23 protein-coding genes are annotated in these 20,346 nt (G+C 34.1%); 9 read left to right on the forward strand and 14 right to left on the reverse strand.

Going from position 1 to position 20,346, the window contains the following annotated elements; genetic code table 11:
- Positions 1-22: 22 nt before the first annotated feature.
- The 3 genes from DFQ08_RS08175 to DFQ08_RS08185 form a co-directional block, all read right to left on the reverse strand.
- The gene (locus DFQ08_RS08175) at positions 23-661 is read right to left on the reverse strand and encodes a hypothetical protein (RefSeq protein ID WP_147269458.1); all 639 of its coding nucleotides are present in this window, start codon (positions 659-661) and stop codon (positions 23-25) included.
- A 149-nt stretch (positions 662-810) separates the two neighbouring features.
- The gene (locus DFQ08_RS08180; protein WP_114309509.1) at positions 811-1,326 is read right to left on the reverse strand and encodes a GNAT family N-acetyltransferase; all 516 of its coding nucleotides are present in this window, start codon (positions 1,324-1,326) and stop codon (positions 811-813) included.
- Positions 1,327-1,408: 82 nt separating this feature from the next.
- A complete protein-coding gene (locus tag DFQ08_RS08185) occupies positions 1,409-1,963 on the reverse strand; it encodes a thioredoxin family protein (protein WP_114309510.1) in 555 nt (184 codons plus the stop codon).
- A gap of 53 nt (positions 1,964-2,016) precedes the next feature.
- Between DFQ08_RS08185 and DFQ08_RS08190 the strand changes: the two genes are divergently transcribed.
- Positions 2,017-2,352: a tRNA-binding protein gene (locus DFQ08_RS08190; protein ID WP_114309511.1), complete on the forward strand. Its 336-nt coding sequence runs from the start codon at positions 2,017-2,019 to the stop codon at positions 2,350-2,352.
- Positions 2,353-2,427: 75 nt separating this feature from the next.
- On the opposite strand, the gene DFQ08_RS08195 is transcribed toward DFQ08_RS08190, so the two are convergent.
- Together DFQ08_RS08195 and DFQ08_RS08200 are read right to left on the reverse strand one after the other, a co-directional pair.
- On the reverse strand, positions 2,428-2,817 hold the full coding sequence (locus DFQ08_RS08195; protein WP_114309512.1) for a PUR family DNA/RNA-binding protein: 390 nt from the start codon (positions 2,815-2,817) through the stop codon (positions 2,428-2,430).
- A 63-nt stretch (positions 2,818-2,880) separates the two neighbouring features.
- Positions 2,881-4,635: an ABC transporter ATP-binding protein gene (locus tag DFQ08_RS08200; protein WP_114309513.1), complete on the reverse strand. Its 1,755-nt coding sequence runs from the start codon at positions 4,633-4,635 to the stop codon at positions 2,881-2,883.
- Positions 4,636-4,765: 130 nt separating this feature from the next.
- On the opposite strand from DFQ08_RS08200, the gene DFQ08_RS08205 reads away from it, so the two are divergent.
- The 4 genes from DFQ08_RS08205 to yajC all read left to right on the forward strand — a co-directional run bounded on the left by DFQ08_RS08205 (position 4,766) and on the right by yajC (position 8,025).
- Positions 4,766-5,869 (forward strand): Glu/Leu/Phe/Val family dehydrogenase, encoded by a 1,104-nt coding sequence (locus tag DFQ08_RS08205; RefSeq protein ID WP_114309514.1) that lies wholly within the window; start codon positions 4,766-4,768, stop codon positions 5,867-5,869.
- A 142-nt stretch (positions 5,870-6,011) separates the two neighbouring features.
- Positions 6,012-6,923 carry a transcription antitermination factor NusB gene (gene nusB, locus DFQ08_RS08210; protein WP_114309702.1) on the forward strand — a complete coding sequence of 304 codons (912 nt, stop codon included), beginning with the start codon at positions 6,012-6,014 and terminating at the stop codon, positions 6,921-6,923.
- A 220-nt stretch (positions 6,924-7,143) separates the two neighbouring features.
- Positions 7,144-7,710, forward strand: coding sequence for a DUF1573 domain-containing protein (locus DFQ08_RS08215; protein ID WP_114309515.1), 567 nt, complete (start codon positions 7,144-7,146; stop codon positions 7,708-7,710).
- 24 nt (positions 7,711-7,734) lie between these two features.
- Positions 7,735-8,025 carry a preprotein translocase subunit YajC gene (yajC, locus tag DFQ08_RS08220; RefSeq protein ID WP_114309516.1) on the forward strand — a complete coding sequence of 97 codons (291 nt, stop codon included), beginning with the start codon at positions 7,735-7,737 and terminating at the stop codon, positions 8,023-8,025.
- 106 nt (positions 8,026-8,131) lie between these two features.
- Here yajC and DFQ08_RS08225 read toward each other — a convergent pair whose 3' ends face one another.
- From DFQ08_RS08225 to DFQ08_RS08250, 6 genes are all read right to left on the reverse strand, one after another.
- The gene (locus DFQ08_RS08225; protein WP_114309517.1) at positions 8,132-8,770 is read right to left on the reverse strand and encodes a DsbA family oxidoreductase; all 639 of its coding nucleotides are present in this window, start codon (positions 8,768-8,770) and stop codon (positions 8,132-8,134) included.
- Between the two features lie 115 nt (positions 8,771-8,885).
- Positions 8,886-9,434: a carboxymuconolactone decarboxylase family protein gene (locus tag DFQ08_RS08230; RefSeq protein ID WP_114309518.1), complete on the reverse strand. Its 549-nt coding sequence runs from the start codon at positions 9,432-9,434 to the stop codon at positions 8,886-8,888.
- Between the two features lie 61 nt (positions 9,435-9,495).
- Positions 9,496-10,059 (reverse strand): TetR/AcrR family transcriptional regulator, encoded by a 564-nt coding sequence (locus tag DFQ08_RS08235; RefSeq protein ID WP_114309519.1) that lies wholly within the window; start codon positions 10,057-10,059, stop codon positions 9,496-9,498.
- A 124-nt stretch (positions 10,060-10,183) separates the two neighbouring features.
- A complete protein-coding gene (locus DFQ08_RS08240) occupies positions 10,184-10,552 on the reverse strand; it encodes a DUF2200 domain-containing protein (protein WP_114309520.1) in 369 nt (122 codons plus the stop codon).
- A 107-nt stretch (positions 10,553-10,659) separates the two neighbouring features.
- Positions 10,660-11,889, reverse strand: coding sequence for a peptidase T (gene pepT / locus DFQ08_RS08245; protein ID WP_114309521.1), 1,230 nt, complete (start codon positions 11,887-11,889; stop codon positions 10,660-10,662).
- A 22-nt stretch (positions 11,890-11,911) separates the two neighbouring features.
- Positions 11,912-12,742, reverse strand: coding sequence for a universal stress protein (locus DFQ08_RS08250; RefSeq protein WP_114309522.1), 831 nt, complete (start codon positions 12,740-12,742; stop codon positions 11,912-11,914).
- Between the two features lie 148 nt (positions 12,743-12,890).
- On the opposite strand from DFQ08_RS08250, the gene DFQ08_RS08255 reads away from it, so the two are divergent.
- From DFQ08_RS08255 to DFQ08_RS08270, 4 genes are all read left to right on the forward strand, one after another.
- A complete protein-coding gene (locus tag DFQ08_RS08255; protein WP_114309523.1) occupies positions 12,891-13,919 on the forward strand; it encodes a quinone-dependent dihydroorotate dehydrogenase in 1,029 nt (342 codons plus the stop codon).
- 44 nt (positions 13,920-13,963) lie between these two features.
- Positions 13,964-14,581 carry a LysE family translocator gene (locus tag DFQ08_RS08260; RefSeq protein WP_114309524.1) on the forward strand — a complete coding sequence of 206 codons (618 nt, stop codon included), beginning with the start codon at positions 13,964-13,966 and terminating at the stop codon, positions 14,579-14,581.
- 4 nt (positions 14,582-14,585) lie between these two features.
- Positions 14,586-15,341 carry a hypothetical protein gene (locus DFQ08_RS08265; protein WP_114309525.1) on the forward strand — a complete coding sequence of 252 codons (756 nt, stop codon included), beginning with the start codon at positions 14,586-14,588 and terminating at the stop codon, positions 15,339-15,341.
- A gap of 138 nt (positions 15,342-15,479) precedes the next feature.
- Positions 15,480-16,343 (forward strand): hydroxymethylglutaryl-CoA lyase, encoded by an 864-nt coding sequence (locus DFQ08_RS08270; protein WP_114309526.1) that lies wholly within the window; start codon positions 15,480-15,482, stop codon positions 16,341-16,343.
- A gap of 59 nt (positions 16,344-16,402) precedes the next feature.
- Here the strand turns inward: DFQ08_RS08270 and DFQ08_RS08275 are convergent, their stop codons facing one another.
- The 3 genes from DFQ08_RS08275 to DFQ08_RS08285 all read right to left on the reverse strand — a co-directional run bounded on the left by DFQ08_RS08275 (position 16,403) and on the right by DFQ08_RS08285 (position 20,334).
- Positions 16,403-17,656 (reverse strand): FG-GAP-like repeat-containing protein, encoded by a 1,254-nt coding sequence (locus tag DFQ08_RS08275; protein ID WP_181858380.1) that lies wholly within the window; start codon positions 17,654-17,656, stop codon positions 16,403-16,405.
- Between the two features lie 252 nt (positions 17,657-17,908).
- Positions 17,909-19,162, reverse strand: a complete 1,254-nt coding sequence (locus tag DFQ08_RS08280; RefSeq protein ID WP_114309528.1) for a T9SS type A sorting domain-containing protein — start codon at positions 19,160-19,162, stop codon at positions 17,909-17,911.
- 89 nt (positions 19,163-19,251) lie between these two features.
- Positions 19,252-20,334, reverse strand: a complete 1,083-nt coding sequence (locus DFQ08_RS08285; protein ID WP_114309529.1) for an HmuY family protein — start codon at positions 20,332-20,334, stop codon at positions 19,252-19,254.
- Between the last annotated feature and the right edge of the window lie 12 nt (positions 20,335-20,346).

The raw sequence follows: 20,346 nt of genomic DNA on the forward strand, positions 1-20,346 counted from the left end.
CTTCTAAATATTGTGTAAAACATTAGGATTTTAACGCGGCATAGGCATCTGCCACATCGCTAACATTAGCATTCTTAAAATCTTTATTTTCTATACGTTCTACAAATTCTGGATGGTCTTTAAAAAAGAGGGCCATTGCCTTTCTTACTTGCTTGTGTGAAAAGCCTTTGGCATTTACAATATAGGTTTTGTCTTCTTCATGTCGCTGTAAAGTGAAATATAAAAACTCCCACATGGAATTGGCTCCTGTTATAGAATGCATTGTACCATTTTTGTCTAATTTATAGCGTTGCGCTAAGGCATAACAGTTGAGAACATCATTGGTATGGTAGCGTAATTGCCAATGTTTTTTTGTCTTTTCCATTTCGTAATCTTTACCCAAAGATTTAAATAAATGGACCACGTTGAGCCTTTCAAATAAAAATTGAACGCCTTGCTTAGATGTAATAAGGATTTTTGATAATTCACTATCTTTAATTTTTTCCGTTTTTCCTTTCTCTATACTTTTAAATTTAACGCTATTTTCAAAAAGTTTATTAGAAGGTAATTTGGCATAACCCTGTAAGATACTGCCATCTGTTAATTGTAATTGCGCTTGGAAATATTGGGCTTGTAGGAAAAGAGAAGTAAGAAGTAAAATGAAGGTCAATACATTTCTCATAAAAGGGTTCATTAATTAAAGATTGATTGCTCGTTGTATTCTTAGCTTATAACTTTGAATATGTGACTAATATAATCAATAAAATTGAAAAATAACAGGCCCTTTATTAAGGGGGAGGGAATCTTTAAAAGGATAAGGAAAAGGCGCTTTTACCGCTTTATGTTGTATAATAAAAGAGGATCTTCACTTTCAGGGAATGCAATTTCTCCAGCGGGTTGTAGACCTAATTTTTCAAGAAGTCTTTGTGAAGCGAAATTATCTTTATCCGTAATAGCACAGACTTCTTGAAGGTTAAAATCATTAAAAGCGGCAGTCAATACTCGGTTTGCAGCTTCGTAGGCATAGCCTTTTCCGGTATAATTTGAAAGAAAAGCAAAACCGATATCAACTCCCTCTAGACCTTCTCGATCGTACAATCCGCAGGTTCCCATTTTTGTTAAATCTCGCTTTCGTATAATGGTGTAATTGGCAAACCCTAACCGTTTTAGTTGTGCTGTAATTTTTTTGCTGATGTAATCTTCGGCATTCGCTACGGTATGTACGTTTCTGTCGCCAATATATTTTAACCAAGAAGGACTATTTAAAAGCTGAAGTATAAAACTAGCGTCCTCTAAAGTCGTCGGTCTTATAATTAATCTGTCGGTTTCAAAGGTTTTATAGCTCATACGGACGGCTTTAAAAACAGTTAAGGCTTATCGTTTTATTGCGGCTAGGGCTTCAGCTAAAGTTTCTAAACCCCTTGCTGTATTATTTCCATTTTATACCACAACCTAAGCTTGGTTTTTGGTCGGGATTTATAGGTGTATTATTTACTAAGGCGGTCATGGCGGCTCTGAGGTCTTTTCCGGTTACAGGAATACCATTATCGGGTCTAGAATCGTCTAATTGTCCGGTGTAAACCAAACTTAAATCAGAATCAAACAAGAAAAAATCTGGGGTACAGGCGGCTTCATAAGCTTTGGCCACATTTTGAGTCTGATCGTATAAATAAGGGAAAATATAATCTTCATTAATAGCGTGTTCTGCCATTAACTCAGGTCGGTCTTGTGGGTAATTAGCAACATCATTACTTGAAATTGCAATACAGTTAATTCCTTTAGAAATATAATCTTTTGCCAATTGCGATAACTCTGAACTTACATGAAGTACAAAAGGGCAGTGGTTGCAAATAAACATTACCAAAGTACCTTTAGTGCCTTTTAATTCTTGAAGTGATTTTTTGGTGTTATCTACAGTATCTGTAAGTTTAAATTGAGGGGCTTTAGTGCCAAGGGGCAACATGTTAGATTCTGTGCGAGCCATTATTTCTGTATATTTGTTTTTAGTGGACAATTAAATTGCCCTTTGTTATAGACATGGAAAAGATAGTAACATTTAAAGACTTTACAAAAGTTGATTTACGAATAGGAACCATTATAAAAGTTCATGACTTTCCTAAAGCGCACCGTCCTGCATATCAGTTAGTCATTGACTTTGGATCCTTAGGGGTGAAAAAAACGTCAGCACAAATTACAACACAATATCAAAAAGAAGATTTATTGGGACGGCAAATTGTGGCTGTGGTGAACTTCCCAAAGAAGCAAATTGCTAATTTTATGAGCGAATGTTTAGTGGTTGGTGCTGTTAAAGCTAAAGATGTCTTTTTATTACAACCCGAACAAACGGTAAAAAATGGAAGTATCCTGTCTTAAAATGTAATGCATCTAATTATAAAACCCTGATAAATATATCAGGGCTTTATTTAGGTTATTTTAAAACGATTGGTTTTAAATATCGTCAAAACTGATATCTGTAAAACTCTCTGCGTTTTTAGTATCTTCTGGTGTTTTAGCTTCAAGTGTTACAAATTCATCATCACGCTTAAAATCTTTTTGGTGACGTTCACTAATCACTTCTTGACCTTTTTCGCTAATGATATAGTTTGTCATTTCAGCTAAGATCTCTTTAAATTCCGTAAAGTCTTCTTTGTATAAGTAAATTTTATGCTTTTTGTAGTAGAAAGATCCATCATCATTCGTAAATTTCTTACTCTCAGTAACCGTTAAATAATAATCTCCAGCTTTGGTAGCTCTAACATCAAAGAAATAGGTTCTTCTCCCTGCACGTAATACTTTAGAGTATATTTCTTCTTTGTCCGTCATTTCATAATCACTCATAACTCAATCTATTTTAATTTCAATCCAAAAATCTAAAAAAAAAGTAAGCTAAACAACAAATAACTACATTTCTTTTTCAGAGCTTTGTTTGTTGTATAACTCCTTATAATACCCGTCAGAATTAATAAGCGTATCGTGGTTTCCAGACTCTATAACTTTTCCATCATCGAGGATAATAATATGGTCTGCGTTTTTGGCAGAAGAGATACGGTGACTTACAATAATGGTGGTTTTATCTTTCGTTAATTTCACCAAATTCTTTAAGATTTTCTCTTCGGTTTCTGTATCTACAGCAGAGAGACAGTCATCAAACAACAATATTTCAGGCTGTTTTATAATAGCTCTAGCGATGGAAACTCTTTGTTTTTGACCTCCAGATAAGGTAATGCCACGTTCCCCTAAAACCGTATCATAGCCTTTAGTAAAGCCAATAATATTTTTATGAACTTTAGCGTTGGTCGCTGCAGCAATAACCTCTTCATCGGTAGCGTCTTCTTTCCCGAATTTGATGTTGTTTTTTATACTGTCTGAAAATAGAAAAGCATCTTGTGGTACATAGCCGATACTTTCTCGTAAACTGTTTAAATTTAATTCTGAAATCGGAGTTTGATCTATTAAAACTTGGCCTTGATCAATATCATACAAACGACCAATGAGATCTAAAATGGTAGATTTACCCGAACCTGTTTTACCTAAAATAGCCAATGTTTGCCCGGATTGTAATGTGAAACTCACATCTTTTAAGGCTTCTATATTTGTATCGGGATAAGTGAATGAAACATTCTTAAAGGTAATATCACCTTTAATTGGGGTTAATTCAGGGGTATTATTCTGAATATCGGGCTGGGTATTTAAAAATTCATTAATACGCTCTTGTGACGCTTCGGCTTGTTGTACTAAAGATGTCACCCAACCAACTGTTGCTACGGGCCAAGTAAGCATATTTACATAAATAATAAATTCTGCAATGGTTCCTATTTTTTCAATTTCACCAGCCATATATTGCATCCCACCTACATAGATAACGATGAGGTTACTTACACCTATTAGTAAAATCATCATAGGGAAAAATAAGGCTTGTACTTTAGTTAAGTTAATTTGCTTTTCGCGGTTGGTTGCAGAAAGGTCTTCAAACTCTTTATTTGTTCTAGGTTCAATACCATAAGATTTAATCACAGAGATGCCACTGAAAGTTTCCTGAGAATAGGTTGATAATGTAGATAAGGATTGCTGTACAATGGTACTTCTTTTATTAATTAAACGACTTAATCTGTAAATCACTACCGATAGAATAGGGAGTGGAAGTAAGGTGTATAAGGTTAATGATGGTGATCGGTCTATCATATAAATAATAGCAATAACAAATAAGGTCACTGTATTAATGGTATACATAATAGCAGGACCAACATACATTCTTACTTTACCCACATCTTCACTAATGCGGTTCATTAAATCACCTGTTCTATTAGTTTTATAAAAGTTGAGGGATAAGACTTGGTAATGCTTATAAATCTCATTTTTTAAATCAAATTCTATAAATCGGGATACGTTTATAATGGTTTGGCGCATTAAAAAGGTAAATATTCCAGCTAAAATGGCCGCGCCAACAAGATAAATGATGTTGATTGTTAAATCGTGCTTAAAAATTTCATCAGAAATAGTACCGTCCAATCGTTCGGAAACAATGTTTATAGAGTTCCCTATTAAACGTGGTGTAAACAGGGCAAACACCTTGGCTATGATGGTAATAATAATACCAATGATTAAACGATATCTGTATTTATTAAAGTATTTGTGTAGGTGTTTTAGTGCTTTCATACTAGGTTTTAATCCCTCAAAAGTATTACGAGAATCGTATTTAATAGTTAATGTTTTGCTAATCCTTTATTTATAATTTACTTTTGCATGCCTTTTAGAATATCTGTAGACACCCTTAATTTAAAGTAACATGACATCAGAAATAATTACTTCAAAAGAACTCCATAAAATAGATCCGGTTTTCGGACAAAATTCTTTTGACGATCATGAGCAAATTGTTTTTTGCAATGACAAAGATACTGGTTTAAAAGCTATAATTGGTATTCATAATACAGTTTTAGGACCAGCTTTGGGTGGTACAAGAATGTGGAATTATCAAAACGAGTGGGAAGCGCTAAATGATGTGCTGCGTTTATCTCGTGGAATGACCTTTAAGTCAGCAATTACCGGCCTAAACTTAGGTGGTGGTAAAGCGGTTATTATCGGCGATGCTAAAACCCAAAAGACACCAGAATTAATGCGACGTTTTGGTGAATTTGTTCATTCTTTAAGCGGACGCTATATTACAGCTGAAGATGTAGGGATGGCTACTGAAGATATGGATACTGTAAGAGAGGTGACCCCTTATGTTACTGGTATTTCAGAAAGTAAAGGTGGTGCAGGAAACCCTTCTCCAATTACAGCTTATGGTGTATTTATGGGAATGAAGGCAGCTTCAAAATTTCAATTCGGATCTGATATCTTAGAAGATAAGAATGTATTTGTTCAAGGTATCGGTAACGTTGGTGAAGCTTTAGTAGAGCATTTGGTTAACGAAGGTGCTAATGTAACGATTTCAGATATAAGCCAAGAGCGTTTAGAAGAGGTGCGTTCTAAATATGGTGTAACCATCTACGGTGGTAATGATATTTACAGCGAGGAGATGGATATCTATGCGCCTTGTGCATTAGGGGCTACCATAAATAATGATACAATCCATAAACTTAAAGCTAAAGTTATTGCTGGTGCTGCTAATAATCAGTTAGCCGAAGAAAATAAGCATGGTTTAATTTTACAAGAACGCGGTATCGTTTACGCGCCAGATTTCTTAATTAATGCCGGTGGTATTATCAACGTTTATGCTGAATTAGAAAATTACGATCGCCAAGAAATTATGCGTAAAACTGAAAATATCTATAATACAACATTAGAAATTTTAGATAACGCTAAGGTGAATAAACTGACCACAAATGATGCGGCTTTAAATATTGCTAGAGAGCGCATTGAAACGCGGAAGCGAGAAAACTTAAAATAGTCCAGATTAAATTCTGATATAAAAATTAATTAATAGTATTTTTGCAAGGTGAATCTTTTTAGAGATTCACCTTTTTTTAATAAACCATAAATAAAGTGAGTTCTTACACATGCTAAACAGAAGACACATCAGAATTAAAGTTATGCAATCTATGTATGCTTTTAAGGGGACAGAAAGTGATGATTTAATAAAAGAACAAAAGTTTCTATTACAGAGTTTAGATGGTATGTACGATTTGTATTTATCACTGTTGGCTTTATTAACAGAACTTCACAAGAAGAGTAAGAGTCATAACCAAAAGTTGCAGAATAAATTATTAGGCACAGCGGCGGATAAAAATCCGGATCTTAAATTTCAAGAAAATCAAGTCCTTCATGCCATCAGTAGTAATACGATGTTAAAGGATGTGATTTCTAGCCAGAAGCTGAATTTCTGGGATTTAGAGTTTGATTATGTCGATCTTCTTTTTAAAGCCATTTTAAAGAGCGATATCTACAAGGCCTATACCGAAGAAGAGGAACCGAACTTTAAAAGAGATAAGCAGTTTGTAATTGATATTTTTACTGAAATTATAGCGCCTAACGAGAAGCTTTTTGATTTCTTTGAAGATAAAAAATTAACGTGGATTGATGATTTACCAGTGGTAAATACAGCCATGCTTAAAGTACTTCGTAAACTTAAATTAAGTTCTCCTGAAACGGCTTTATTGCCTGACTTGTATAAAGATGAAGAAGATCGTGATTTTGCTATTGAATTATTTAAGAAAACCTTCTTAAACAATTCGAAGTTTGCAGAGGAGATCAGTAAAAAAACAACCAATTGGGACTCGGAGCGTTTAGCCAGTTTAGATGGTGTTTTATTGAAGATGGCACTTTGTGAATTTCAGAAATTCCCATCTATTCCTCATAAAGTAACAATTAACGAATATTTAGAAATTGCCAAAGAGTACTCGACGCCAAAAAGTAGCTACTTTATTAATGGTATTTTAGATAAAATTGTTAAGGAATACCAAGCCGATAATATTCATATGAAAACGGGGAGAGGCTTAATGTAGTTAAGCCTTATACCTGAGAACATTAGATGTAAAGATTAAAGCTCATTACATAGGAGTGATAAAAAAAGGGAAGACGTTTAGAGCTTTGATATTTCGCCGCAGCTAAGGCAGGCCTTACAAACGAAGTGTTAACAAAGCGCTAAAAATTTTAATACCTTGAAATAATTATTAACTTCGCTTGCCGAAATTGAAATCTAATTTTAATAAATATTTAATAGTAATGAAAAAAGTAATTTTAGGACTTAGTGCATTATGCATGGTAGCGTTTACATCTTGTAAAGATGATGCAGCAAGCAAAGTAAAAGACGAAAATGTAGCGGTTGCTGCTGAAAGAGATGCAAATGCAGGTGATTTTGCTGTAATTTCTTTAGACAAGACAGAGCACGATTTTGGAAATATTGAAAATGGGACTCCACAAGAAACTGTTTTTAAATATACAAACACAGGAAACTCTATGTTAGTGGTTAGTGATATTAAAAGTACTTGTGGATGTACTGTACCAACAAACTATACAAAAGAAGTTCAGCCAGGAGAAACTGGAGAATTTACAGTTAAATTTAACGGTAGAGGAAATGGTAAAGTAACAAAGTCTTTAACGATGATTACAAATACTGAAAAAGGACAAATTCCTGTAAGAATTTCAGCATTCATTAACAAAGATCCTAATGCTGCTACAACTCCAGTAAAAACGACAACAACTAAAGTTAATCCTTTAGCGACTGATAATACTGCTGCACCTAGAAAATACTCTACGCAGCCAGGTCATGAAGGACATAACCACGATTAATTATTACCTATAACAAATTACTAAATGGACGCAATAGGATCATTTTTACCGTTTATCGCTATTTTTGCAGTGATGTATTTCTTTATGATTGCACCACAAATGAAACGCTCTAAACAAGAGAAAAAATTTGCCAGCGAATTAAAACGTGGTGATCGTGTGATAACCAAAAGTGGTATGCACGGAAAGATTGTAGAATTAAATGACAAAGATAATAGTTGTATTATCGAAACGTTAGCAGGGAAAATTAAGTTTGACCGTTCTGCAATTTCTATGGAAATGAGTAATAAATTAAATGCACCGGCAGCGACTAAATAAGCTAAAGGTATTTATATAAAAAAAGACCATTCATTATTTGAATGGTCTTTTTTTTATGCCTTATACAGAACAGTCAAAGCTGTTCTTGGCAGATCATTTTTAGCCTCTAAAGTAATTCGTTTAAGACTTGCTTAAAGGTGTCCGTAGGTTGGGCTCCCGTTAGGGCACTTTTTCGGTCAAAAACAAACGTCGGGACAGAATTAACGCCTAAATTCTTCCAATAAGATTGTTCGGTTCTAATTTTTTTTTGTTCTGATTCTAGATCTAATTTAGCTAAGGCTTCTTCAGCATTTAAACCTACATCTAATAAGGCTTGCTTTAAAACCTCACGATCAGATACATCTTGACGTTCACTAAAAAAAGCGGTGGTTAGACGCATTTTTAAAGCAGTTTGCTTTTTAAAGGTCTTAGCGTAGTCTAATAAAATATGAGCGTCAAAGGTATTAACCATTCGCATATTATCAAAGTAGTCAAAAGTAAAACCAAGCTCCTCTCCATGCGCTGCCATTTGGGCTTGTGAGGCCTTTTGTTGCTCTAAAGTGGCACCGTATTTCTCATTAATATGTTCTGTGAGGTCTTGACCGTCTGCAGGCATATTAGGATTCAGTTCAAAAGGTTGCCATTCAATGTTTACACGGTCTTCAAGACCAAGTTCTGAAATGGCTTTCTCTAAACGTTTATAGCCAATAGTACACCAAGGGCAGACCACATCAGATACAATATCTATTTTTAAAGTCTTTGTCATTGTCGATAGGTTTAAAATTTACGTTTCAGTGTTGTAAAATTAATAAACCTTCCGATAGGGATCGGAAGGTTTAAACTATTAATCAATAGGGGTAAACTAGGGATTATTTTAACCCTTATTTAGACCAGCTAAATTTCTTAAAAGCGTCGTCTACAGGGGTATTTGCAATATGGTTGGTGTAATTACTAATTACTTTTTGAGATAATCCTAAGATAATTTCTAAGACTTGTGCTTCGCCATAACCTGCAGCGTAGAATGCCTCTAAATCATCTTGTGTTACATTACCACGGTTACGAACAATAGTTAAGGTCATTGTGCGTAAAGCTTCTAATTTAGCACTTTCTAATGGGGTTTCGTTACGTAAGGCCTCAGTGATATCATTATCAACTTTCATCATATGCGCTATTCCGGTATGGGCAGGTACACAATAATGACACGCGTGCTCTACGTTAATGGTTTGCCATACGACAGTTAATTCTTCCTCGTTAAATGAGGTTTGCGTAAACAATTCATGTAAAGTTTGGTAAGCTTCTAATATTTTTGGAGCTCCTGCTAATACACCGTGTAATCCAGGAATCATACCGTAAGCTTTTTGAGAGTTTTCTAATAATGCTTTTCCTTCTTTAGGTGCACTTTCTAAATCGTGAATTTTTAAAGTTGTCATAATTTTTCTTTTTAATTTATAATATCTAAACAATCGTTTAGTTTTGTTGTAAAAAAAAACCTTAGAGGTTTTTAAAGGTCATTTCTATATAATCTTTAATTTCTTTTGGGGTATTAACCCTTGCTGCGGCCGCTAGACCGTGCTTTGCTAATAATAAATAATTAGCTTGTTTTAAAACGGTTTCCTGATCTTTATTAGGATCCATTTGTAGTTTTTCAATAAAAATGGCTTTTAAATCTTCCATAAATGAAGTCATTTGTTCTTTGATTAAAACGTCTTCACTTTCTGAAAATTCATTATAGGTATTAGTAACTAAACAACCTTTTAAAGGCTCATCATTAAAATTAGAACGAACAGAATCATAAAAGAATTGCTTAATGTCTTCTATGCCTTTTGTTCCTTGTATTAAAGGTTCAAAAATAGAATTGATTCTCAATTTGTAATGGTTAAGGCTTTCTAAAAATAAGCCCTGTTTATTACCAAACGCAGAATATATAGAAAACTTATTAATGCCCATTTCCTTTTCTAGCATCTGCATAGAGGTGGTCTCATAACCATTTCTCCAAAAGAGCTGCATCGCTTTTTCTAAAACCTCTTCTTTATTGTATTCTTTTTTTCTTGCCATTTCTGAGGTTGATAATAACCTTTCTATTTAACTACAGGACAAAACTAACCAATCGTTTAGAAATAAAAAAATAATTAACATGAATTTAGTTTTTGCGCCATAAAATCAAAGTAGAGCAGTGGGTTTATCTAGGTTGACGAAGTATTTTATCCATTTTCCGGCCTTTGGCCAGCTCATCCACAAGTTTATCTAAGTAACGCACTTGTTGTGTTAATGGGGTTTCTATCGCTTCTATTCGATAGCCACAAATAACACCTGTAATATATTTAGCGTTAGGGTGAAGGGTAGCGTTTTTAAAAAACGTTTCAAAAGTAACTTTAGTTTTTAGAAGTTGGGTAAGATCGGCTTCGGTATAACCGGTAAGCCACGTTATCACCTGATGAAGCTCTGCTACTGTACGGTTTTTTTTTTGCACTTTAGTGATATAATGAGGATAAACGGAAGCGAAGGTCATTTCAGCAATACGTTTATCATGAGCAGGTGTCGTTGTCATGGTCTTAATCTTTTTAATGAAGCCCTTAGGATAGATTAAAGTTAAGCAAAAAAAAAGTTAGCAATATTATATTGCTAACTTTTAAAAGTCTTCTGCATTAAGGACACTTATTTTTTTTCAGCCGTTAATTCAGCAATTTTGCAAATCACTTCAACCGCTTTTTGAATACTTTCAACAGGAACATATTCATAACGTCCATGGAAGTTATGTCCGCCAGCAAAGATGTTAGGACAAGGTAATCCCATATAAGATAATTGTGAACCATCTGTACCACCTCTTATAGCTTTGATAAGCGGTTTAACACCAACGGCTTTCATGGCTTCTTCTGCAATATCTACGATATGCATTACCGGAGCCACTTTTTCCTTCATGTTATAGTACTGATCTTTAATTTCAATATTAAAAATCTCACTTTCATATTTGGTATTAAGATCCAAGACAATTTTTTCCATTAAAGCTTTTCGGGCTTCAAATTTATCTTTGTCATGGTCTCTAATAATATACTCAAGCGTTGTTGCTTCAACATCACCTTCAATATTATGGAGGTGGAAAAAACCTTCATAACCTTCCGTGTGTTCTGGTGTTTCTAATCGTGGTAAAACATTAATAAATTCAGTAGCATAGTACATTGAATTGATCATTTTACCTTTCGCATACCCTGGATGCACAATTTTACCTTTAACGGTTACTCTGGCACCTGCGGCATTGAAATTTTCATATTCTAGTTCACCAACCTGACTTCCATCCATAGTGTAGGCCCAGTCGGCTCCAAATGTTTCAACATCAAATTTATGAGCACCTCTACCAATTTCTTCATCAGGTGTAAACCCAACTTTTAGAGTTCCGTGCTTAATTTCAGGATGATTAATAAGGTATTCCATCGCCGTTATAATCTCTGTAATCCCAGCTTTGTCATCAGCACCTAAAAGTGTAGTTCCGTCGGTCGTAATTAAAGTTTGTCCTTTGTATTGCAACAAATCTTCAAAATAATCTGGAGATAGGATAATGTTTTGCTCAGCATTTAAAACAATATCTTTACCATCGTAATTCTCAATAATCTGAGGTTTTACGTTGGCTCCTGTAAAATCTGGAGAGGTGTCAAAATGCGATATAAAGCCAATAACAGGAACATCATGCTCTACATTACTAGGTAATGTGGCCATAATGTAGGCGTTATCATCTATGGTTACATCACTTAATCCTATGGCTTTTAACTCTTCTACTAATTTGTTGGCTAAATCCCATTGTTTAGTGGTACTTGGAGTGGTTTCTGAATTAGGATCAGATTCCGTATCAATAGTAACATAACCGATAAAACGATCTATGATATGCTGCATAATTTTATTTAAATTGTAATCATTAAAGTTTAAAAGTAACCACAGGAAGCTTCACGTGGTTTACGATATCTTCAGAAATACTGCCACTGAAAAAGTGATTTAAGCCTTTTCTTCCGTGTGTAATTACAGAAACAGCATCTGCTTTAGAACGTCTAATATAACTAGAAATTCCACCTTCTATACTATGGTCTGCAATACGTGCAATAGTAACATCTTTCTCTGTTAATTTCGCTTTTTCTAAGAATAAAGCTATTTTTTCATCAACTTCATCCGTACTTAAAAAGCCTAAGTTTGGTGTATTAATGTTTAATAATGTAATCTCTTGACCTAATTCGTTTAATAAATTTAAGGCTTTAGTTATTGCAGGAATACTTTCTTCTGAAAAATCTGTAGCCAATACAATATGGTTAAAGTTAACAGCGCTTGGTTTAGACTTTACAATTAATACTGGCGTGTCGCTATGACGAACTACTTTTTCAGTATTAGAACCTGTAAATACACCGTCGTAATCATTATGACCTCTAGAGCCCATAACAATGATATCGGCATTCACCTCTTTAGCCACTGTAGCAACTTCATTTAATACTTTTAAATATTTAATCATAGGAGTAACCTTAAGACCTTCAAGATATGGTTGGTCTAAAAATGTATCAAACTCCTTTTTAGCGACCAAAAGCATAAAAGCATTTTCGTCATTACGTTCTGTTAACGAAGCTGAAAAGATAGATTCAGACATTTCTAGCATATGCATTACAATTAATTCTGCATCGTGTTGTTTCGCTAATTCAGCAGCGGTTTCTAAAGCATATTCCGAATGTTTTGAAAAATCAACAGGAACGATAATTTTTTTCATGATAATTTGATTTTGGTTTGGATTTCAAAGTTAAGAAAATTCTTAGCTAAAAATAATGATATATAACAGTTTCTGTTAAAATTATTAGCTTATGGAATGCTTTATTTTAGCGAGGAGTTGTTTATTTTTGTCTCGCAAAATTCTTCTTATGTATAAAGCTATTATTAGACCCATTTTATTTTCTTTCGATCCTGAAAAAGTACATTATTTCACCTTTTCTATGGTGAGAACCTTATCTAAAATACCAGGATTTAAAGCCTTATTTAAAGCGCTGTTTGTGGTAGAAGATAAACAATTAGAACGTCAGTTATTTGGACTTACCTTTAAAAATCCTGTAGGCTTAGCGGCTGGTTTTGATAAAAATGCGGTGTTATATAATGATCTTGCTAATTTTGGATTTGGCTTTATTGAAATAGGAACCGTAACCCCAAAAGCACAAGAAGGAAACCCTAAAAAACGATTATTCCGTTTAAAGGATGATAAAGGGATTATCAATAGAATGGGCTTTAATAACGAAGGGCTTGAGGCGGCAATTACGCAATTAAAAAAGAATAAAGGCCAACTTATTATTGGTGGTAATATTGGGAAAAATACGCAAACCCGTCCAGAAGATTATACCAAAGATTATTTGGAATGTTTTAATGCTTTACACCCTTATGTCAATTATTTTGTGCTTAATGTGAGTTGTCCAAACGTAGGAAGCCATGCTAAATTAAACGATAAAGACTATTTATTAGAGTTAATTTCTAGTGTACAAAGTGCTAATGCTACTTTTGATACCCAAAAGCCAATTCTTCTTAAAATCGCACCCGATTTAAACGAGATACAATTGGATGAAATTATAGAATTAATTGCTGAAACCAATCTCGATGGGGTTATTGCAAGCAATACGACTATTGATAGAACAGGTTTAAAAACGAGTGACGCCCGATTAGACGAAATTGGAAATGGAGGTTTAAGTGGACAACCTATTAAAACAAAATCAACCAAAGTCATTAAATACTTAGCTGATAAAAGTAACAAGGCATTCCCAATTATTGGAGTAGGAGGGATTCATTCTGCCGAAGATGCTTTAGAGAAATTAGATGCTGGTGCCGACTTGGTTCAGGTTTATACCGGCTTTATTTATGAAGGGCCTGCTTTAATTAAACAAATTAATAAGGCTTTACTAAAGTAAACTATACATTAGTTTGCGTCATTTGAAATTTTTATGCTGATCCTTTGAGTTACGATATTCTTATTTCTTTTATCATAGCCACTTCTGCACTAGCGCTTTCGCCTGGACCAGATAATATCTATGTACTAGTGCAAAGTATCGCTAACGGGAAGTCTTATGGAATGGCCACGGTTTGTGGCTTAATTTCGGGCTGTATTATTCATACCACTTTACTCGCTTTTGGTATATCTGCCCTAATTAAAGCTAATGAGAACTTATTTTTAGGAATTAAAATCTTAGGGGCCTGTTACCTTTTGTTTCTCGCTTATAAAGTATTTAGGTCTAATGCTGAAATCCGTTTTAGTGCTGAGCATATGCCCAAGAAGAGTCTAAAAAAATGTTTTGTTCAAGGCTTTTTTATGAATGTGCTTAACCCTAAAGTCACCATTTTCTTTCTGGCTTTTTTTCCTGGGTTTTTATTTAGCGAGACTATGAATACCGTGATTCAATTCTATATTTTGGGTGGTATTTTTATGCTCGTATCTTTTATCATTTTTACTGCCATAGCCTTATTGGCAGGTAAAATAAAGCGCTATACCTTAAAACATAAAAATTCTGGTTTAGTCTTAAAATGGCTTCAAATAATTGTTTTTGTTGGGATTGCGATTTTTATTTTAACTTAGTGAAATGCTAAGGTTTAAGATTCTTCCGAGATTTGTTATTGCTATTTTCCTCTCTTTTATGCTTTTTACTGTTATCGGTACGCTTTCTCATGAATGGGGTCATATTGCCGTTGCAAACTATTTTGGTTACACCACAACCTTAAGTTACGGCAGTATGGGGTATACTCAAGATTTTTCTGAAGATCGAGAGGTACAAGAGATTAAAAGACTATCTGATCCCTACGACGATCTAGATTATGATGAATGGCCTGCAGATGTAAAAATAAAACTTGAAGCTTTAGATAAAATTGTAATGGAAAGATATCCCTACAATGAAACCTATAAATTACACGACAAATTGATTACGCTTGGAGGTCCCGCTCAAACCTTACTAACAAGTGGTATCGGGGTATTACTTCTTTTTTTAAGACGAAAAAAATGGCGGGTTAAATTTATGACTCTAGATTGGCTTGCTGTTTTTATGGTATTATTTGCGCTTCGTGAGGTCTTTAATTTTATACTAGCTTCTTATGAAGCCCTATTTTATTCTCAATCGAATTTTCATGGAGATGAATTTAAGATTTCTAGAGATTTGGGCTTTAATGAATGGATGATACCAACACTAGCCTTAGTGATTGGACTTCTCATTTCATGTTATGTGATATTTAAAATTATACCCTTAAGCTATCGGTTTTCATTTATCCTCGCAGGAGGTCTTGGTAGCGTAGCAGGTTACGCTATGTGGTTTGGTTTTTTAGGGCCCGCAGTGTTCAATTGGTAAATAGGCTCTGAATACTAGTGGTATGTCCAAGATGAGTATTTATTTATACCAAAGCAATGGCATTTACAAGTTGACTATTTTATTTTGAAATCTAATATCGAGTTTAAATTCAATTTCAATTAATGTATATTTGAACTAATGAACAAGCCGGTTAAAATCATAGAATGTCCAAGGGATGCCATGCAAGGCATTAAAGCTTTTATTCCAACAGAAAAAAAAGTACAATACATTCAATCCTTATTGCGCGTTGGTTTTGATACCATCGATTTTGGAAGTTTTGTATCCCCAAAAGCGATTCCGCAAATGGTAGATACTGCCGAAGTATTAGCTCAATTAGACTTAAGTAAAACCAAGAGTAAGCTCTTGGCAATCATTGCTAATACTAGAGGGGCTAACGATGCCTCTGTACATAAAGCGATTGATTATTTAGGGTTTCCGTTTTCAATATCAGAAAACTTTCAGATGCGAAATACGCATAAGACTATTGCAGAATCTGTAGTAACGCTATCTGAAATTCTTGAAATTGCCGATAAGAGTAATAAGCAAGTGGTGGTGTATATTTCTATGGGATTTGGAAATCCGTATGGTGATCCGTGGAATGTAGATATTGTAGGGGAGTGGACCGAACGCTTATCTAAAATGGGCGTAAAGATTCTATCCTTAAGTGATACTATTGGAAGTTCAGATGCTGAAAACATCAATTATTTATTCTCAAATTTAATTCCTGAATATTCAAATATAGAATTTGGTGCTCACCTCCATACCACACCAACAACGTGGTTTGAAAAAGTGGATGCAGCTTATCTTGCCGGTTGCAGACGTTTTGATGGTGCTATTCAAGGTTTTGGCGGATGCCCTATGGCTAAAGATGAATTAACAGGAAACATGCCCACCGAAAGAATGTTTTCTTACTTTACCCAAAAGAAAGCTCATGATCTTAATGCCATGTGTTTTGAAAGTGCTTATAATGAAGCCTCGAAAATTTTTAAGTTCTATCATTAAAAAATAAAAACCCTCACAAGAGTTGCGAGGGCTTCGGTAATAAATAGTTGTACTATTTGCTATTTCAAAATGAGTTTCTTTGTAATTCGCTTATTATCAAATGTAAACTGCATTAAATAAATGCCATTTTCTAAAGACGTCAAATCTAGAGATTTTTTGTATTCATGAAACGAATTAATCAATGCTGTTTCGTATACCTTTTGCCCTAAAGAAGAATAAATTGTCACTGCATTTTTAGATGAATTTAAGTTGTTCTCATCATAAACTAAATTAACTGTTTTGTTTACTGAAGGGTTGGGGTGTAGCAATAGTTGTGTATTATGAGTGACAACTTCAATACTTAAATTTTCATTCTGATTAGTATAGACTTTCGAAATTGCATCGTTGTTACTGTTAAGTCCACTTAAAACAAAATCCATATCTCCATCGTTATCATAATCAGACCAATGTGCAGAACTAACGTAGGTGGCATAAATACCGGTATTTGCGTTTGTGTCTTCTGTAAATACATTATTTATGTTATTATAAAACTTTATATGAGGAAGAGTGTTTTCGTCAGCACCAGTAATAAAAATATCTAAATCACCATCATTGTCATAATCTACAAAATTAGTTGCGCCCCAATATAAATTAGCTAAATTAATTTCTGTATTGATGTTGAAATTTGCATTACCATCATTGTTATATAATGCAGTGAATGGCTTGTATGTTGAATCATAACCAGAGATTAAAATATCTTCATCACCATCATTATCATAATCAGCAGCGCTTAGTGCAGAAAAATATACTTCAGCTATACCCGCATCTATTTTTTCTGTAAAAACAGCATTACCATCATTAAGATACAATTTCGTTTCTGGTATATAATTATTAGTAAAACCTGTAAGAAGTATATCTAAGTTACCGTCATTATTGGCATCAAAACTCAAAATACTTCCGTAGGAATTACCAAAGAAAGGAGTCGGAGTATCAGTAAAAGAACCATCATTGGTTTGTAAGTATAGTTTAGCGATGTAAGTGTAATTCGCATTCATACCGGTAATAATTATATCATCTAAATTATCATTATTGAAGTCACCAACTTTCATTTCACCTGTTGATGTTCCAGGAATGGATAAATTTTGTGAGGTAAAGGAACCATTGGTGTCGTTAACATATAATAGGGTTTCTGGTAAGTCACTGGAGTTAAATCCATTTATTATAAAATCGGTAAAACCATTATTATTAAAATCTAAAATTTCAATATTTGAATTGGAAAAAGCTTCCATGTCAAAACTCATTAGCCCAATATTTTCAGGTTGATATGAATACATAGCCGATGTGCTATTGTAATAATCATCATATCCGGATATGATTAGTTCTTCGCTAGAATTATTATCTATATTTATCCATTGCGATTCTCCATACACAATACCATTTAATTCAATTTCAAAGTTTTCTATAAATTGTTGAGCATGAGAATATTGAATGATAGTAAAGAACAGTAAGATTAATTTATATGGTTTCATTATTGTTTTATTTAGAATGATTCTAAGGTTTGGTTTTTTATGATGAGATTATAGAAATTACTTTAAAATTAGTTTTTTAGTTACAGTGTTATTACTAGAAGTAAATTGTAAAACATAAATACCACTAGTTAATGAAGATAAATCAAGGGATTTATTATAAAATCCTGAGTTAGAATTTAAGTTCGTTTGATATACTTTTTGACCTGTAGTTGAGAAAATAGCGACTTCGTTGTTATTTGAAGCTAATGTATTTACATCATAAACTAAATTTACTTTTTTGTCTGTTGTAGGATTAGGATATATTCCGAAAGCAACAGAACTATTAACATCTTCGATGCTTAAAGCATTGGTTACATCTTCAACAGCGAAAGAAAGATTTCCTGTACTGCTTCCTTCAAAAGCTGTAAAATACAATCTGTAAATAGTATCGTCTGCATATTTTATGTAATAAGCCTGGTTAGAGCTTACATCATAAGCCCAAGCATCATTTAATGTTTTCCAATCGTAACCGATGGTATTGATGTCTTCAGAATAAGTTAATGTCGGGTTTGCTTGCATACCACTTTGTTCATCGTTTTGTGCCACAGTAACTTCATCACTATGTAAAACACCTGTTACGGGATAGAAAAAACTTCCGTCACCAAAATAATCGGTTGCATATTTAGTGAATACAAAATCCCAATCTGAAATTGCAGGTTCAGCCACAACTTCTTCATTATTTTGTAAAGAATAATAATTGAATTTGTTATTTGGATTGTTTGTATTTGAGAGTGTTACCGTTTGGTCTTCGCTCCAAGTTGACGTTTCGGCATTCCAAGTGGCATACTTAAAGGTATAGCCTGCAGCATAACTTTCATTAATGAATTTTCTGTAGGTACCATCGGCATATTTTAAAACAAATACAATACTGCCTTCTACACCATGGGTAATAGGATTATATTCTCCAAATCCATAGGTTGCTGAGCCTTGCTCAAAAGCACCGTTACTCCATGACGTTTCACTGTTATAAAGGGCAGTCCAATTTGCTTCGTTAGCGACATCAATAGTGTTATAACTTGCCGCCGTATTAACGGCTTCAAAGACTTCAATACCAATACCACTGTTTACGCGCATTCCAAAATTGTAAGCACTTGTTCTTAAAAATGCGATATCCCAAGAGTTTGCTGTGAATGCGCTTGCTGTTGCGGTACTTAATTTATAATACACCTGATCTGTGTAACTCGGTTGCATAGATAGGTTAACGATGGTTTCTTGTGCAAATGCTGTAGCACTAAGACATAGCACGGTTAAAAATTGTAAAATTGTTTTCATAAGTTTCTTATTTATAATGATTCTAAGGTTTGAAATGAGTTGTAAAAAAAGAGCAGCGAACTACTCTTTCTTTATAGTTGTGAATACGTTTACTGTAATAAGCTGTACACAAATTTTGGATGACCACGTTCGCCATCATCACTATACATTGCTAAAAATTGCATTTTATAATAGTTGCCATCGCTATCTTTAACGATATAGAAAACGTTGTCTATTAAGGCAGGTGAGCTACTTGGACCTCCACCAACTCTCCAAGAACTACCAATGTTGCGTTGGTCAGTATCAAAAGCTATGGATAGGGCATCGGTTAATGTAAAATCGTCATAAGTGTAAGCCTCCGTTTCGGTATCAATTTTATAAGAAACAGCACCGCCTTTAGTATTTGTCACCACAAAATCTGAATAGCCATAAGAGCCATAACCTTCAATTTCATTCGTAAAAACGGTGAAGTTTAAGTCCCAATTGGTTTTTATCGGTTCTACGCTAATTTCAGATTCGGTATTAAAACTAAAGAAGGTAAAATTGTAAGCGCTGTCTTTTGAAATTGTAATGTCTTGATGTGTACTGGCATCTAAGTCTGCATACTGAAGCACATAGTTATCTCCATCTCGTAGAACTCTAATTTTTTTCCAGCCTCTTGCATCACCTGCCACAGCGACGCTTCCGGTAGGAGCAGCCTCGGTACCGACTTCATAGCCTAAATTCACTAAATACACAGGGTTTTCATCAGCCACAGATGAAACTGTTTCAATAGCCGTTTCTGTAATTTGACCGTAAGGCGCATCAATAAATTCCATATTATCAGCATCAAATGTCCCAACTGCAACAAGGGGTTGTAATTCTTGGACTTCTGCAGTTGAAGAATTTACCGCATCAATATCTGTAGTCGATAATGCTGAAGTGGCCATATAAATAGAGCCGTTGATGCCCACTTTAAATTCATCGCCAGAATAAAAACCTAAATCCCAAGAATCGCGTTGTACAGCAATTGAGGTATCTGTGCTTAAGTCTATATACACTTGGTTTTCTTCATTAGATCCGCCAACTTCTGGCGTTACTGTTGCACCTTCTATAACAACAGAAATTGGTCCTGAAATTGTATCATCGCTACTACAGCTATTCAATGCCATAATACCAAAGCATAAGGCAACTTTTAAATATTTGTTTATCATAATTATTAAGGG

The sequence above is a fragment of the Winogradskyella arenosi genome (assembly GCF_003337305.1).
Classification (GTDB): Bacteria; Bacteroidota; Bacteroidia; order Flavobacteriales; family Flavobacteriaceae; genus Winogradskyella; species Winogradskyella arenosi.

Coding starts and splice junctions, on each gene's coding strand:
- DFQ08_RS08175 (WP_147269458.1), bottom strand. CDS start 661: ATGAGAAATGTATTGACCTTCATTTTACTTCTTACTTCTCTTTTCCTA.
- DFQ08_RS08180 (WP_114309509.1), bottom strand. CDS start 1,326: ATGAGCTATAAAACCTTTGAAACCGACAGATTAATTATAAGACCGACG.
- DFQ08_RS08185 (WP_114309510.1), bottom strand. CDS start 1,963: ATGGCTCGCACAGAATCTAACATGTTGCCCCTTGGCACTAAAGCCCCT.
- DFQ08_RS08190 (WP_114309511.1), top strand. CDS start 2,017: ATGGAAAAGATAGTAACATTTAAAGACTTTACAAAAGTTGATTTACGA.
- DFQ08_RS08195 (WP_114309512.1), bottom strand. CDS start 2,817: ATGAGTGATTATGAAATGACGGACAAAGAAGAAATATACTCTAAAGTA.
- DFQ08_RS08200 (WP_114309513.1), bottom strand. CDS start 4,635: ATGAAAGCACTAAAACACCTACACAAATACTTTAATAAATACAGATAT.
- DFQ08_RS08205 (WP_114309514.1), top strand. CDS start 4,766: ATGACATCAGAAATAATTACTTCAAAAGAACTCCATAAAATAGATCCG.
- nusB (WP_114309702.1), top strand. CDS start 6,012: ATGCAATCTATGTATGCTTTTAAGGGGACAGAAAGTGATGATTTAATA.
- DFQ08_RS08215 (WP_114309515.1), top strand. CDS start 7,144: ATGAAAAAAGTAATTTTAGGACTTAGTGCATTATGCATGGTAGCGTTT.
- yajC (WP_114309516.1), top strand. CDS start 7,735: ATGGACGCAATAGGATCATTTTTACCGTTTATCGCTATTTTTGCAGTG.
- DFQ08_RS08225 (WP_114309517.1), bottom strand. CDS start 8,770: ATGACAAAGACTTTAAAAATAGATATTGTATCTGATGTGGTCTGCCCT.
- DFQ08_RS08230 (WP_114309518.1), bottom strand. CDS start 9,434: ATGACAACTTTAAAAATTCACGATTTAGAAAGTGCACCTAAAGAAGGA.
- DFQ08_RS08235 (WP_114309519.1), bottom strand. CDS start 10,059: ATGGCAAGAAAAAAAGAATACAATAAAGAAGAGGTTTTAGAAAAAGCG.
- DFQ08_RS08240 (WP_114309520.1), bottom strand. CDS start 10,552: ATGACAACGACACCTGCTCATGATAAACGTATTGCTGAAATGACCTTC.
- pepT (WP_114309521.1), bottom strand. CDS start 11,889: ATGCAGCATATCATAGATCGTTTTATCGGTTATGTTACTATTGATACG.
- DFQ08_RS08250 (WP_114309522.1), bottom strand. CDS start 12,742: ATGAAAAAAATTATCGTTCCTGTTGATTTTTCAAAACATTCGGAATAT.
- DFQ08_RS08255 (WP_114309523.1), top strand. CDS start 12,891: ATGTATAAAGCTATTATTAGACCCATTTTATTTTCTTTCGATCCTGAA.
- DFQ08_RS08265 (WP_114309525.1), top strand. CDS start 14,586: ATGCTAAGGTTTAAGATTCTTCCGAGATTTGTTATTGCTATTTTCCTC.
- DFQ08_RS08270 (WP_114309526.1), top strand. CDS start 15,480: ATGAACAAGCCGGTTAAAATCATAGAATGTCCAAGGGATGCCATGCAA.
- DFQ08_RS08275 (WP_181858380.1), bottom strand. CDS start 17,656: ATGTATTCATATCAACCTGAAAATATTGGGCTAATGAGTTTTGACATG.
- DFQ08_RS08280 (WP_114309528.1), bottom strand. CDS start 19,162: ATGAAAACAATTTTACAATTTTTAACCGTGCTATGTCTTAGTGCTACA.
- DFQ08_RS08285 (WP_114309529.1), bottom strand. CDS start 20,334: ATGATAAACAAATATTTAAAAGTTGCCTTATGCTTTGGTATTATGGCA.